The sequence below is a fragment of the Rhodococcus opacus genome, assembly GCF_012396235.1.
Lineage (GTDB): Bacteria > Actinomycetota > Actinomycetes > Mycobacteriales > Mycobacteriaceae > Rhodococcus_F > Rhodococcus_F opacus.
Genome location: NZ_JAAXPA010000004.1, coordinates 22,177 through 36,919, shown reverse-complemented (window position 1 = coordinate 36,919; position 14,743 = coordinate 22,177). Strand labels below are relative to the sequence as shown.

Genomic DNA, 14,743 nt, shown 5'->3' with positions numbered 1-14,743 from the left:
CGGTGTCAATTGCTGTTTCCCACAGCCCTTCCCGCGGAGCGGGAGACAGCGCGGCTAGGTGGCCGCGGTGAAGATGCCGAGCCCGCCGCGGTACACCAGGAGCGGCGGCGCATCCCTGAGCACGTCCAGACCGGTGACGCGCGCGACGACGATGGTGTGGTCACCGGCGTCGTGCTCGAATTCGACGGTGGCCTGCACCTGGGCCAGCACACCGTCCAGCGCCGGGGCACCGTTGCGGGCGTGCGACCACCCGACGTCGGCGAACTTGTCGGCGCCGCTGGTCGCGAACGTCCCGCACACGTCGCGCTGGTCGTGAGCGAGAACGTTGACGCAGACGTGTTCGCTCGCCCGCAGCCGCGGCCAGCTGGTCGACGTCCGTGCGGGGCTGAACGACACGTACGGCGGGTCCAGCGACAGCGACACGAAGGACTGGCATGTGAAGCCGTGTGGGCTCTCGCCGTCGTGTGCGGTGATCACCGTGACTCCGGTGCAGAAGTGCCCGAGCACCGACTTGAGCTCGGCGGGGTCGATGCGTCGTGCCACCGGCACGGGTTCTTCGGTTCGGGTCATCGTGTCTCCTCGGATCGACGGGTTGCGTTCAGCCTGGCCGCGGCGCCTTCCGGCGGGGAATGCCTCGTCCCGCCCAGCGGCAGGGTTTCGCGCTGTCCGGCCGGCGGCGCACGGTTGATAGGCTCGGGAAATGCCATCGTCCGACCCCACACAGAGTTCCGGGTTCGCCGGCCTTCGATCCACGAGCTGGCCGGTACTCGGCATCCTGTCGTTCGGCGAGGAGCTGTCCGGCTACGACCTGAAGAAGTGGGCGTCGTACAGTGTGCGGTTCTTCTACTGGAGCCCGTCCTTCAGCCAGGTGTACTCGGAGCTGAAGAAGCTCGAGGACCTGGGATATGTGACGTCGCGGACCGTCGTGGACGACGAGGCACGGGTGAAACCCAAGCGCCTGTACAAGATCACGGACGCGGGCATGGCCGTCATGCGCAGCTGGGCGCGGGAGGCGCCGATCGATCCGCCCGTCCTCAAACACGGTGTGATGCTGCGCATGTGGCTCGGTCACCTCACCGAGCCGGAGCAGCTCAAAGATGCCCTGAAGGAGCACATCTCGTACGTGGAGGGGATGAGCAGGCAGGCCGCGCTCGACGCCCGCGATTCCGACGTCGAACCCACGTGGGCGTTCGCGCACATGGTCAACAAGTGGTCCGAGCGCTACTACGCGGCCGAGAGCGAGCTCGCGAAGCAGATGCTCGCCGACATCGACGAAGCCGTCGAGCGGATGCACGGCGCAGGGACGCCGGAGCATCCCGGTGTGCCGAAACCGACCGCATCACATTCGATCCGGCGCTCCCGCGCGGCGCAGCAGGAGTACCAGGCCGCGATGAAGGCGGCACGGGACGCGGACGACGAGGCGGAGCACGAAGACTAGTCGGACGGAGTCCGCACCGGTTCGGCCACCAGATTCCGGAGCCGAGGCCACAGCTCCCGCCGCGCGGTCTGCGCCGCGGCCAGCGCGTCGATCGTCAAGAATCCGTGGAACATTCCCTCCACCCGCCGGCACTGCACGGGAACACCGGCGTCGGCGAGCGCCGCGGCGTACTTCTCCCCCTCGGATCGGAGGGGATCGCGTTCGGCGGTGATCACGATCGCGGGTGGGAGCCCGCCGAGATCCTCCGCCCGGACCGGGGCGGCATAGGCGGGTACGGTCTCGCGGTGCGTCGGCAGGTACTGATCCCAATACCATTGCATCGCAGAGCGGGTGAGGAAGTGATCCTCCGCGAATTCCTCGTAGGACTCGGTGTCGAAGACCGGTTCGATGACGGGGTACATCAGTAGCTGTCCGGCGACCGCGGGGGCCTCCCGGTCCCGGGCCATCAGCGCCGCGACGGCCGCGAGGTTGCCCCCGCTGCTGTCGCCGGCGACGAGGAGCCGGTCCGGATCTCCGCCCAACGCGCGGGCGTGCTGCGCGACCCAGCACGTCGCGGCGTAGGCGTCGTCCGCTGCGGCGGGCCACTGCGATTCCGGGGCGAGTCGGTAGTCGACGGAGACGACGACGGCTCCGATCCCGTTGCACATCGCGCGGCAGAAGCCGTCGTGGCTGTCGAGGTCGCAGATCACGAACCCGCCGCCGTGGAAGAAGACGACGACGGGCAGGGACTCCGCGGGGTCCCCCGCGGGCGAATAGATGCGTGCCGCAATCGGTCCGGCCCCGCCGGGGATCTCCCGGTCGCGCACACTGCCGACCGGCTCGGGGTCGGCGACGGCCTTGCGTCCCGCCTTCGTCGCCGCCCGCGCCTGCGCGCCCGTCATGGTCTCCACCCGGGGAAAGTTCTCGTTCAGTCCCCGGAGGATGGTCTCGGCCTGCTCGTCGAACGGCATTCGTGCTCCTTCGCCCCGCCTCAGGCGGAGTATCGGTCGGCGCGTCCGGCGGCCGGCGTCGCGGTCGACATGTACTTGCGCCAGGTGCCCTTGGCGGACATGCGAATCGGCGCGGTCAGACGGTGATCGAGTTTGATCTGACTGCTGGGACCGCACACGGAGATGGCCGCGACCACGTTGTCCTCGTTGCCCACCGGCACGGCGACGCAGCTGACGCCGACGAGATCCTCTTCCCGGTCGTAGGCCGCTCCGCGTTCGCGGGTCTTCTGCAACTCGGCGCGGAACGCCGCGGGTGAGTCGATGCTGAAACGTGTACTGCGGGGCAGACCCGCTTCGACGACGCGGTCGACCACGGACTCGGGCGAATGGGCCAGCAGCACCTTGCCGACACTCGTACAGTGCGCAGGCTGGCGGCCGCCGACGCGGGACGGCAACCCGACGCCGAACCGTCCGGCGATCTTCTCCAGGTAGACGACGTCGATCCCCTCGAGTACCGCGAGGTGCACGGCGTGCCCGGTGAGCCGGTGGAGTTCGTGCAGGAAGGGTAGGGCGGCCCGGTGCAGACGGTCCTGGTGCACGGCCAGCGACCCGAGTTCGAACAGTCGCATCCCGAGTTCGTAGTCCCGGCCTTCCCTGCGGAGCCACCGCAGCTGGACGAGACGTTCGAGCATCCGGTGCGCGGAGGAGCGCGGAAGCCCCGTGCGGCGCACGATCTGCGCGAGCGTGAGCCTGCCCGGGCCGTCGAACGCGTCGAGGAGAAGGGCGGCGCGATCGAGGCCGGCGGTGGGGGTGGGGCTGAGTGTCGTCGTCATGGGGACCTCCGTAGCGGCGCTGCTCGGTGCGGCGACGCGGTGTGTGACTGGCGACACTTACTATAAATAGGCATATACCTATTTGCAATAGTGCTGGGCGAACGGCCCCGAACAGCCCAAAGGCCCGGCACATGCATCGAGTGGATGCGTGCACCGGGCCCGGACACCCGTCACATGGCCGCCAGCGGCTCGCTTCCGGACCAGTCGTGGCCCCAGTAGCTGTCGGCGGTGATCTCCTCCGCGGAGTAGTACTTCTCGTCCACCTTCATCCCCTCGGTGCCGAACTCGATGTCCCAGCCGCCGGGGGCACGCACGTAGAACGACACCATCTTGTCGTTGGTGTGGCGGCCGAGGGTCGAGGAGACCGAGAACCCGTCCTTGACGACGCGGTCGAGCGCCTGGCCGACGGCGTCGAGCGTGTCGACCTCCACCATGATGTGCACCAGTCCCGGTGCACCGCCGTGCGGTGCCGGGCACAGCGCCAGGCTGTGGTGCCGCTCGTTGACCCCCAGGAAGCGCACCCGCATCGGACCGAACTCCGGCGGCGCCGGGATGCGGAAGGCGCCGCGGGGCAGGAAGCCGAGCACCTCGGTGTAGAAGTCGAACGCGCCGCCGAAATCCATCACCGGCAGCACCACGTGGCCGAGACCCTGCGCCCCCGTGACGAACTTCGCGCCGAACGGGGTCACCACCGGACTGTGGTCGAGGACGGCGCCGTGGAAGATCTCGATCGTCGCACCGGTCGGATCCTGGAACGTGACGACCTCTTCGACGCGGCGGGCGTCGGCCTCTTCCACCGACAGTGGTTTGACGGCGATCCCGGCGCCCTCGACCGCCTCCTGGACGCGGACCAGACCTGCATGGTCGCGGACCTCCCACCCGATGGTGACGACCTCGTCCGTCTCGCCCGGCACGATCACGATGCGGGCCGCGCGCTCGTCCATCCGGAGGTACAGGGCGTCCTCGTCCGGGCCCGTGCCCTGGGCGAATCCGAGCACGTCGAAAGCGAACGTGCGCCACCGCTCCAGGTCGTTGGTCTGGATCTTGACGTAGCCAAGCCCCTTGATGTCTGTCATGTGTTGTCCTTCTGCTGTTTTCGAGGTCCGACGGCGGTCAGATCATCGACTTGAGGTTGTCGGCCGGGTCGAGGCCGAGCGAGCTGAGCGCGGAGGCGTGGTAGACGGTGCTCGGCACGTGGATGGCGTGCGCCAGACCGGCGTGCGCGTCCCGCCAGTACCGCTGCAGCGGCTTGTCCATGCGCAGCGCGTTGCCGCCGGAGCGGGCGAAGATCTGGTCGACGGCGGTGACCGCACGCCACGCGGCACGCACCTGCGTCCGGCGCCCGGCCGCGCGGTCCTCGAACGTGACCTCCCTGCCCGACTCGACGAGGTCCCAGATCCTGTCGACGTTGGCGAGGAGTTCCTGGCGGGCGGCGTTGATGTCGGCCGCGGCCTCGCCGACCGCGAACAGCACGTAGGGGTCGTCCTTGATCGCGGTGCCCTGCGCGCCGACGCGGTCGCGCTGGTAGTCGAGGTGAGCGGCCAGAGCGCCCTCGGCGATTCCCACCACGGCGGAGGAGATTCCGAGCGGGAACATCGTCGACCACGGCATGTTGTACAGCGTCTCGGTGCGCCCGAACTTCCGCACCGCGGTACCGTTCATGACCTCGTCGGCGTCCATCACCCGGTAGTCGGGGACGAAGGCGTTCCGGACGACGATGTCCTTGGAACCGGTGCCCTTGAGACCGACGACGTTCCACGAGTCCTCGACGATCTCGTAATCGCTGCGCGGCAGGATCATGTGCAGCATCTTCGGCGGCAGGGCCATCGCGCCGTCCTTGTCGCCGAGCATCGCGCCGAGGAAGATCCAGTCGCAGTGATCGGTTCCCGACGAGAACTGCCAGCGACCGCTGAAGAGGTAGCCGCCGTCGACGGGCGTCGCGATCCCGGTCGGGGCGTACGGCGAGGCCATCCAAGTGTCGGAGTCGGCCGCCCACACCTCGTCCTGCACCTTCGGGTCGGCGAATGCCAGCTGCCAGGGGTGCACGCCGACGATGCCGCACACCCAGCCCGTGGCCGGGTCGAGGGACGCCGCGGCCATCACCGTCTCCGCGAACTCGCGCGGATGAGCCTCGTAGCCGCCGTACTTGCCGGGCTGGAGAAGCTTGATCGGCCCGGCCTCACGGAGCTTCTTCGCCGTGTCGTCGGGCAGCCGGCCGATCCGCTCGGCCTCGGGCGCCTGATCGCGGAGCTGATCCGCGATCGCCATGATGTTGTCGAGAACCTCGTGGGTCATCTGTCGTGTCCTTCTTTTCCGATCCGGCTTCAGGCGTTGGTGTCGAGCGGCACGACGCCGTTGGCGAGGTTGTCGGCAACCTCCGCCTCCCAGCTCTGCACCGCCCTGGTGGTGTCGATCTCGAATTCGAAGCGCTTGGTCATGTCGTCGGTGATGTCCTCGACGTCCACGTAGAACTGCTGGTACCAGCGACGCAGCTGGTACACCGGCCCGTCCTCCTCCGACAGCAGCGGGTTGTCGATGCGCGACTTGTTCAGCCAGATGTCGACGTCCTGCTTGAATCCGAGTTCCACGCCCTCGGCGAACTGCGCCGCCATGCCGTTCGCCACCTCGTCGGACAGCCCCTCGGGCTTCTTCACCATGGCGCCCCACTGCAGGACGAACGAATTCGCGGTGACCGGGTAGTGGCAGTTGATCAGCACCGTCTCGATCATCATGCCGTTCGCTTCGCTCCACAGCTTGTCGATCATGTAGGACGGGCCGAAGTACGACGCGTCCGAACGCAGCGTCGAATTGGGGTCGTCGTAGCTGGTGCCCACCGAGATGTCGTGGCGGGGTGTCGACTGCATGTACTGGGTGGCCACGTGCCCTTCGAAGACGTTCTTGAAGTAGCGCGGGAACGAGAAGTGGACGTAGTAGAAGTGCGCCATGTCGACCACGTTGTCGACGATCTCGCGGCAGTGCGAGCCCTCGACGAGCAGCGAATTCCAGGTCCAGTCGGTCCATTCCGGGGAGCCGAATCCCTCGATCTCGGGAATCGTCACGTCGGCGGGCGGCGGGTTGCCCTGCGGGTCGTTCCAGACGTAGAGCTGCCCGTTGCGCTCGAGGGTCGTCCAGGCCCGGGTCCGCGCCAGCGGCGGGACACGTCGCGCGTACGGGATTCCCGTGCACTTGCCGTTGCCGCCCCAGCGCCAGTCGTGGAACGGGCACGCGATGGAATCGCCCTTCACGGTGCCGTGCGCCAGGTTGCCACCCATGTGACGGCAGTAGGCGTCGAGCACACTGAGGGTCCCGTCGGACGTCTCGAACACCACCAGCGACGTGCCGAACGCATCGATCTGATGCGGGGCGCCGTCCTTGAAGGTCTTCGCCAGACCCAGGCAATGCCACCCCCGCGCGAAACGCGTTGGTGCCGATCCCACTTCGATCATCCGGACTTCGTCGCCGTCAACGGCACTGTTGCGCGCCATGTCTACCTCCGCCTCGCTGTACGTCAAGAACACCCTCGGGGTGTGGTGTAGCTCATAGTCGGCGCGACGGGTCCGCAGCGGTACCCGACTCTCCCACTCAGCGAGAGGCTTTCGCATCCACCCACTTCGGCGGACGTCGGCGTCCCGATCACAGGGACCACACCCCCGTTCACCGGCCGCGACGACTACCGTGCGGATCACATACCCGTGAATTGGGAGGAACGATGGCCGCACTCATCTCTTCGCAGCCGTGCACAGCGGAGGTTCGCCGGCTCTGCGCCGACGCCGTCCCGAGCGGGGTGGTCGTCGCACCCGAGCCGGGGGCGGCCGTCGAACAGGACTTCCTCCTGCTGCGACCGCACCGGACGTCGGACGACGCCCTGTCCGCGCAGGTCCGGAGGGTGGGCGACCACGACCTGCTCGTCCGCTTCCGCAACCGCGACGAGCAGCTGGTCTTCGAGTTCTGGACGAACAGCTTCACCGGGACCGTCACGCCCGTCGACCAGACGGTGGACCTGCTGGAGCGCTACTGCGCCGAGCAGTTCCCCGGTGCGCTCCGCAGGTTCCGCACCCGCATCCGGCGGGCCGTGCCGTCCGGTGCGGACTTCACGTCGTCGCTTCAGCAGACGTACGTCCAGGACGGCACACGCATGGCGGACGTCGCCGTCACGTGCACGCGGGACGGTGACGTGCTCGCGCAGGCGTGGGCCACGTACGCACTCCCCGACTGAACTCGCCCCGTTCTCCCACGAAATGGTCAGCCGCGCAGGCAATTGCCTGCGCGGCTGACCAATGTCCGGGAAACTATCCCACCGGGTCGGCCAGCCTCGTCCGGGATCGGCTGAACTCGAAACCGCGGAACCCCTCCTCCGCGACGTCCGCGCAGATCCGCCCGTACGCGCCGAAGCCCCCGAGGTACGGCATGAACACGCGGGGCTTGCCCGGAATGTTGGCGCCCATGTACCAGGAGTTCGCCAACGGGAACAGGGTCTGCGCTGCGAGCTCACGGCAGTGCTCCACCCACTGCTCGGTGGCGGGGACGGACGCCTCGATCGCGTCGTGGCCCTTCTCCCACAGGTGCTCGATGCAGTCCGCGATCCAGTCGACGTGCTGTTCGGCGCCGAGCACCATGTTCGCCAGCACGGACGGGCTGCCCGGTCCCGTCACGACGAACAGGTTCGGGAACCCCGGAACACCCAGACCGAGATAGGTTTTCGGTCCCTCACTCCAGTACTCGGAAAGCGACACACCGCCGCGCCCGACGATCCGCATGCGGTCGAGGGCGCCGGTCATGGCGTCGAATCCGGTGGCGAACACCAGCGTGTCGAGGGCGTAGTCGGCGTCGGCAGTGGTGATCCCCGACGGGGTGATCGATTCGATCGGCGCCGCCTTCAGATCCACCAGGGTGACGTTCGGCCGGTTGTACGTTTCGAAGTAGTGGGTGTCGGTAACGATCCGCTTGGTCCCGATCGGGTGATCGTTCGGGATCAGCTTGTCCGCGACGGCGGGGTCGTCGACGAGCAGGCGGATCTTCTCCTCGGCGAACTGGCGTGCCGTCGCGTTCGCGGCCTCGGTCTTCGTCTGGTCCGGAAAGGTTTTCGCGAACAGCACCCCGCCGAGCTTCCATCGCGTCTCATAGGCCTCGCGACGTTCCTCGTCGGAGACCTCCAGCGCGGACTTCGGATGCGCGTTGTACGGCGAACCGCCACCGCTCTCCCGGGACAGCCGTCTGCGCTCGTCGTATCCCGCCTTGATCGCGCGCCGCATCTCGTCGTCCCACGTCTGGTTGCCCGCCGGGACGCTGTAGTTGGCGCTGCGCTGGAACACGTACAGGTGCTCGGCCTGCTCGGCGATGAGGGGAATCGACTGAATTCCCGAGGAACCGGTGCCGATGATCCCGACCCGTCTGCCGGTGAAGTCGACACCCTCCTGCGGCCACTGACCGGTGTGATGAGTGTCGCCGGTGAACGATTCGCGGCCCGGGATGTTCGGCGTGTTCGCGGTGGACAGCGCACCGGTCGCGAAGATGCAGTACCGGGCGGACAGGACGTCGCCGCGGTCGGTGCGCACCTCCCACCGGAGCGTCTCCTCGTCCAGTTCCGCGGAGGTCACCCGGGTCCCGAACAGGAAACGGTCACGCAGGTCGAACCGGTCCGCGACGTGATTGATGTATTCCAGGATCTCGGGCTGGGTGGCGTACTTCTCGCTCCAATCCCACTCCTGCTCGAGTTCCCGCGAGAACGAGTACGAGTAGTCGACGCTTTCCACGTCGCACCGGGCGCCGGGATAGCGGTTCCAGAACCACGTTCCGCCGACGCCTCCCGCCGCCTCCACACCCTGGACGGTCAGACCCAGGCTCCGCAACTTGTGGACGGCGTACAGACCCGCGAATCCCGCGCCGACGACAACCGCGTCCACGTCGCCGATCCGATTCGCACGAGCATCAACTTCGGTGCGTGCACTCACGGGCGCGCTCCTCTCCCATTCGACAGACACATTCGGCAGCAAAGGCCTGTCTGGGACGGTAGGTCGCGGCACCGGGGCAGCCACAGGTTCGTTCCCGGTGAGCGGTCGGGCAGCGCCTAACTGGACACGACGGGAGCGAGAGCGGGGTCGATCACGTCGGCCAGGGCGTCCCACGGCACGGTGACGGTGACGAGTCCGATGGCGTGCGGTCCCACCTGATAATCGTTGAAATGGATCTCCATGCCTGCCGGGGTGGCCAGCCAGTTGGCGAAGTTCGCCTCGGTCGGTTCGATGCCGCTGCGCTCGAAATCCGGTCCCGCGACCGTCGCGGGGAGCAGACGCGCGGATTCGTCCGACAGCGCCTGCAGTCCCGCCGGCAGGTCGGGGAAGAGATCGGCGAGCGTGATCGGCGCGGCCGTATCGGCATTCACCACCACCGTCGCGACGATCGGGGTGGGATGCGCACCTGGCGGATCGGCGTTCCACGACGTCACCAGCAGACCGCTGATCACATGCTCGCCGATGTGCGCGACGCTGTGCTCCTGGCTGCTCAACGTGAAGGCGTCGGTGCCCGAGCCGTCGATCTGGTCCTGGAGTGCGGCCCGCATCGATTCGTTGAACTCGGCGGTGACCGCCGGATTTCCACCCTCGATCTGCGGGATGAGGACGTCGTAGCCGACACGGCCGGTGGAACCCGTGACCTGCAACTCCGTCTCCGTGTACGGCAGGCTCGCGGGTGTGGTCGCCTCGGCGCTGGACGTGTCCGCGGCGGACACGGTCGTCGTTGTCGACGGCTCGCTCACTGCGGTGCCGGCTTGGTCGGAGCAGGCGGCCAGTGCGAGGACGACCGCGACGAGCGCCGCTGCCCGACCAGATCTCCGGATGCCGCTCATGAGCTATCTCTACCACGTCGATTCCGCGGGGTCACCTACCGATCGGGTCGACGATGGTGTGCAGCGTGTCGACGAAACCCTGTGCGGTGGATGCGTCGTAGAGGTCGGCGGAATACACCAGTTCGGCATCGATACCGTCGGGCCGCCCGTCGACGTCGTGACGTTCGGTGAAGTGGAAATGCAGATCGCACTTGGCGATGTCGAGTGGACGGGGTGTGACCTCGAAGTCGAGCCCGGACACGTTCAGGGCTGCGGGAGCGAAGTTGTTCAGCGACAGCGCGACTTGGAACAGCGGGTGCAGGGACGGTGACCTCGGCGGATCGAGCACCTGGACGAGTCGCTCGAACTGCACGTCGGCATTTGCCAGAGCGCGAAGCTCCACGCCGCGTGACCGATCGACGATGTCGCACAGCGTCATCGTCGGGTCTACCCGGGTGCGCAGAACGAGCGTGTTGACGAACATTCCCACCACGTCGTCGAGCGCCGGGTCTCCCCGGCCCGCGATCGGAGTTCCGATCGCGATGTCGGGGTCGCCGCTGACGCGGGCGAGCAGGACCGCCACTGCCGACCTGAGCGCCGTGAACAGGCTGGCGTGGTGCTCGTGCGCGGTGGCCAGCAGGCCTCGGTGCGCATGCTCGTCGAGCGAGAACGGAAGTCGTCCCGCTCGATAGGTCCACCGGCGGGGCCTGGGGCGATCGGTGGGCAGCGCGAGCTCCCCCCGAAGTCCCGACAGTTCCTTCGTCCAGTGGGCGATCTGCTGGGAGGCGATGCTGTCCGGGTCGTTCTCGTCGCCGAGCAAGGCCCGACGCCACACCGTGTAGTCGGCGTAGTGCACGACCGGCGGCTCCGACGCGGGCTCGCTGCCGGTCGACCGGGCACGGTAGGAGTCGGCGAGATCTCGTGCCAAGGGTGCGAGCGACCAGCCGTCGGCCGCGATGTGATGGACGACGCAGGCCAGAAGGTGGTCGCCGTCGCCGAGCCGGAACAGCCGGGCGCGCAGAGGAGGCTCACGCCGCACGTCGAATCCCGCGGACAGCAGTTCCGACGTCTGTGCTTCCACGTCCGCGGCGCCGGTCTCCACCGGAGTCAGGTCGGGCAACGCATCGGCCACGTCGAGCACACGCTGGTACGGCCCCGACGGCGAGTCGGGAAACACCGTCCGCAGCGAACGATGCCGGCCCAGCACATCCGCCATCGCCGAGCGCAGCGCGTCGACGTCGAATCCGCCGCGCACTCGTACCGTGAAGGGGATGTTGTGGAGAGCGGGTTGCACGACGGTGCGGTCGATGAAGTACTGCGATGGCGACAGCGGCACCAGGTCCGGCAGTGGTGCGGCGCCCAACGTCGGCCCGCGGGGGTGCCCCGCGTTCTGCGGGTGTGCGCCGGCCTCCGCGATCGTCCGTGCGAGTGCCGCGACCGTCGGTGCGTCGAAGAGTTCGCGCACGCCCAGCGTGGTGCCCAACTCGGCGTTGATCGTCGCGACCACCCGGATGGCCGACAGTGAATCGCCGCTGAGATCGAAGAAGGAATCGTCGGCGCCGACCGAATCCACGCCGAGCACCTGGGCGAATACCCGCGCGACGCGGCGCTCGGCCGGGGTCTCGGGGTCACGATGAAGCACCGAATCCGAGCCGAACTCCGGCAGCGGGAGCGCCGCCCGGTCGAGCTTTCCCGTCGGAGTCAACGGGATCGAGTCCACGAGCATGATCGATTTCGGAACCATGTATTCCGGCAGGAACCGTGCCAGGTGCGCCTTCAACGCTTCGCGATCGATCGACGCGTCCCCGTCGGCCATGATGTAGGACACCAGGTTCGGGTCGCCGGCCGGATTCCGTTGCACCACCGTCGCGGCGAAGGCGACGCCCGGATGCGTGTTCAGCGTGGCGTTGATCTCGCCCAGCTCCACACGGAACCCTCGGATCTTGATCTGGTCGTCCGCTCGGTCCAGGAACTCGAGCGTCCCTGCCGCCGTCCACCGCACCACGTCCCCGGTGCGGAACATCCGGGATCCGCTGCGGCCGAACGGGTCGGCGACGAACCGGGCAGCGGTCAGCCCGTGGCGCCGATGGTAGCCGCGGGCGAGTGCCGGGGTGGCGAGGTACAGCTCACCGACAGCGCCCGGCGGAAGCGGACGTAGACGGTGATCCAGAACCACCGCGTCCACACCGCGCATCAGAGCGCCGATCGTCATCCGCTCGTCCGGTGACACCGGATCCGTGAGAGTGACGCTGCACGTCGTCTCCGTCGGACCGTACGCGTTCCGCATGGTCCGGCCGCCGGCCCACCGCCGCGCCAGCGCCTGAGGACACGCCTCCCCTCCGACCAGCACCAACTCCAGTTCGTCCATCGCGCAGGGATCGATGGCGGCCAGGGCGGACGGCGTCATCAGGAGGTGAGTGACGTGTTCGTCGCGCAACAGTCGTGACAGTTCCTCACCGCCGAACACCCCGGGCGGGGTCACGACGAGCGTCGCGCCGCCGACACAGGCCGCGAATACTTCGACGAGAGCGGTGTCGAAGCTCGGTGAGGCGAAATGCAGGACACGAGAACGCGCGGACACCGCGTACTTGTCCCGAATCTCCTGGGCGAGGTTGGCAAGGCCGCGATGGGTGACGACGACGCCCTTCGGCGCTCCCGTCGACCCGGACGTGTAGATCAGATACGCGGGATGGTCCACGAGTAGCGGCCGGGTCCGTTCCGCACCGGGGAGGGTTTCTTCACAGAGGTTTTCGAGGTCGTCGATATCCATGGTCAGCCATGCGACGGTGCCAGGCAGTCGGGCGCGCTCCGTGCGGACGGTCAGCCCGACCGTCGCGCCGCAATCGTCCAGGGTGTACGAGATGCGAGCGCTCGGGTGCGAGGGGTCGATCGGAACGTAGGCCGCGCCGGCCTTCGCGACGGCCCACAACGCCAGCACCGACTCGAGCGACCGCGGGATGGAGACCGCGACGATGCTCTCGGGCCCGATGCCCCGGCCGGTCAGGACGCGGGCGAGCCGGCCGGCGAGCCGGTCCAGGTCGCCGTAGGACAGTTCCCGCCCGCGGTCGCGGATCGCGATCGCCCCCGGGGCGTCCGCGACGGTCCCCGCGAGGATGCGGTCGAGTGTGATCGGGTCGGCATCCGGAAGTCCCTGCGCGGGAGCGAAATCTCCGCGCTCGCCGGCGAGGAAGACGTCGAGGTCGGCGACCGGTCGTTCCGACTCGACCGATGTGGTGAACCTGTCGAGGTAGGCGAGGAAACGCGCGTGATGTCCGGTCAGTTCGGCGTGGTCGTACAGTGCCGGGTTTCCCTCGAAGTCGATGCGGGCGGCACTGCCCTCGGCCCCCGGATAGATGTTGACGGCGAGGTCGGCGACGGGACCGGTGGTGAGCACCCGAACCGTCCCGTTCACGGAGCCGAGCGTGATCTCCTTCGTGAACATCATGACGTTGACCACCGGACCGAAATGCATGAGTTCGACACCGCCCGTGGCGAGGTCCCGGCCGATGTCCTCGCGGCGGTAGCGTTGATGCCGCAGTGCCGCTGTCAACGCCGTCTCGGCGGTTCCGACCGCCTGACTTACGGTGGCAGAGCCGATTCCCTTCAGCCGCAACGGAATCACATTGGACACCGAACCGCCCGAATACCTGAGGCGGGCCGTCGTTCTCGCCGACACCGGCAACGAGAGGACGACGTCGTCGACGCCGGTCATCCTGGCGAGGTAGGCGGCGAAGGCGGCGACCGTCACGGCCGTCGAATTCCGTGAGTTCCCGCTCGGGCTCGTGTGCCCGGTCGCCGTCCGGGCGTCGGTGCCCGGTCGCGCCGTGCGGCCGCTGAGGCTGAGGACCGACGCCAGGTCGCCGCCGGAGTCGCGCCAGTAGTCGCGGTCCCGGGCGAACCGGGTCGAGGCACGGTAGGTCGCGTCCTCCCGCACGAGACGTTCCGGCCCCACGATCCGGCTGTCCGGCGGCTCCCTGCCCTCGATGGCGGCGACATACAGTTCGGCCGTGCGGCTCATCAGCATCATCGCGGCGTACCCGTCCGACACGATGTGGTGAGCGCGGGAGTACCAGTAGTAGTGATCGTCGCCCAGCTGCAGAATGTGCGAGACGAGGAGCGGTCCGTCGTACATGTCGGTGCGAGCGCTCCGGTCGTTCCGCATCCAGCGATGGGCAGCGTCCACGGGATCGTCCTCGCCGCGAAGGTCCGTGGTGAGCACCCGGTCGTCGACGGTCGGGTCCACGACCTGATGCGGCTGCCCGTCGATGTCCAGCAGGCGCACCGCTCCCCAGCCGAATTCGCGATTCGCGCGACGGGTGGCGTCACGCAGAACGGCGAGTTCGGCCGGACCGCGCAGATCGACGTAGTGGGCGATGACGTACGGAATCTCCGGCATGAGCTGTTGCGCGAACCAGATGGATCGCTGCGCCGCGGTCAGCGGGAAGGCGCCCACGGCCGCTCGCGCCGGGCGCCCGAGCGGGCGCTCCACGATGGCGACGTCGGGCCGGACAGGCGCGGGCCTTTCCGGGCAGGCGCACGCCGTGCCGCCGGATTGCTGCTGCGAATCGAAATCGAAATTCATCTTTCCCCCTCAGGCTGCGCTCTGCACTCCATCACCCCACTGCGCAGAGTCGTCGCGGATGTCGGATCGGCGACTGCTATGGCACCAACCGTCAGCCTGCTCGACACGCACCGCCTCCACCAGGCACCCCAGGGTGCG

11 protein-coding genes are annotated in these 14,743 nt (G+C 68.2%); 2 read left to right on the top strand and 9 right to left on the bottom strand.

The genetic code is table 11. The annotated features are described in order from the left end of the window. Positions 1–54: 54 nt before the first annotated feature. Positions 55–570, bottom strand: coding sequence for a flavin reductase family protein (locus HGB39_RS06195; protein WP_005258963.1), 516 nt, complete (start codon positions 568–570; stop codon positions 55–57). Between the two features lie 130 nt (positions 571–700). Here HGB39_RS06195 and HGB39_RS06190 point away from each other — a divergent pair, with 130 nt between their 5' ends. Beyond that, positions 701–1,438 carry a PadR family transcriptional regulator gene (locus tag HGB39_RS06190; RefSeq protein WP_005258965.1) on the top strand — a complete coding sequence of 246 codons (738 nt, stop codon included), beginning with the start codon at positions 701–703 and terminating at the stop codon, positions 1,436–1,438. Here HGB39_RS06190 and lipP1 read toward each other — a convergent pair. The 5 genes from lipP1 to HGB39_RS06165 all read right to left on the bottom strand — a co-directional run bounded on the left by lipP1 (position 1,435) and on the right by HGB39_RS06165 (position 6,685). Next, positions 1,435–2,388 (bottom strand): LipP1 family hormone-sensitive lipase, encoded by a 954-nt coding sequence (gene lipP1, locus HGB39_RS06185; protein WP_064080374.1) that lies wholly within the window; start codon positions 2,386–2,388, stop codon positions 1,435–1,437. The two genes, HGB39_RS06190 and lipP1, sit on opposite strands and share 4 nt — an antisense overlap. Before the next feature lie 20 nt (positions 2,389–2,408). Continuing rightward, positions 2,409–3,200 carry an IclR family transcriptional regulator gene (locus HGB39_RS06180; protein ID WP_005565317.1) on the bottom strand — a complete coding sequence of 264 codons (792 nt, stop codon included), beginning with the start codon at positions 3,198–3,200 and terminating at the stop codon, positions 2,409–2,411. A gap of 170 nt (positions 3,201–3,370) precedes the next feature. Next, positions 3,371–4,276 carry a biphenyl-2,3-diol 1,2-dioxygenase gene (gene bphC / locus HGB39_RS06175; protein ID WP_005258971.1) on the bottom strand — a complete coding sequence of 302 codons (906 nt, stop codon included), beginning with the start codon at positions 4,274–4,276 and terminating at the stop codon, positions 3,371–3,373. Between the two features lie 37 nt (positions 4,277–4,313). Then, on the bottom strand, positions 4,314–5,495 hold the full coding sequence (locus HGB39_RS06170) for an acyl-CoA dehydrogenase family protein (protein ID WP_005258972.1): 1,182 nt from the start codon (positions 5,493–5,495) through the stop codon (positions 4,314–4,316). Between the two features lie 29 nt (positions 5,496–5,524). Further along, on the bottom strand, positions 5,525–6,685 hold the full coding sequence (locus HGB39_RS06165) for a 3-ketosteroid-9-alpha-monooxygenase, oxygenase component (protein WP_005565314.1): 1,161 nt from the start codon (positions 6,683–6,685) through the stop codon (positions 5,525–5,527). Between the two features lie 224 nt (positions 6,686–6,909). Between HGB39_RS06165 and HGB39_RS06160 the strand changes: the two genes are divergently transcribed. Beyond that, positions 6,910–7,416 carry a hypothetical protein gene (locus HGB39_RS06160; protein WP_005565312.1) on the top strand — a complete coding sequence of 169 codons (507 nt, stop codon included), beginning with the start codon at positions 6,910–6,912 and terminating at the stop codon, positions 7,414–7,416. A 73-nt stretch (positions 7,417–7,489) separates the two neighbouring features. On the opposite strand, the gene HGB39_RS06155 is transcribed toward HGB39_RS06160, so the two are convergent. The 3 genes from HGB39_RS06155 to HGB39_RS06145 form a co-directional block, all read right to left on the bottom strand. Further along, complete coding sequence (locus HGB39_RS06155) at positions 7,490–9,112, bottom strand: flavin-containing monooxygenase (protein ID WP_043789044.1); 1,623 nt, start codon at positions 9,110–9,112, stop codon at positions 7,490–7,492. A gap of 155 nt (positions 9,113–9,267) precedes the next feature. Beyond that, positions 9,268–10,044: an RsiV family protein gene (locus HGB39_RS06150; protein ID WP_005258985.1), complete on the bottom strand. Its 777-nt coding sequence runs from the start codon at positions 10,042–10,044 to the stop codon at positions 9,268–9,270. A 31-nt stretch (positions 10,045–10,075) separates the two neighbouring features. Further along, positions 10,076–14,605 (bottom strand): non-ribosomal peptide synthetase, encoded by a 4,530-nt coding sequence (locus tag HGB39_RS06145; protein ID WP_064080331.1) that lies wholly within the window; start codon positions 14,603–14,605, stop codon positions 10,076–10,078. Between the last annotated feature and the right edge of the window lie 138 nt (positions 14,606–14,743).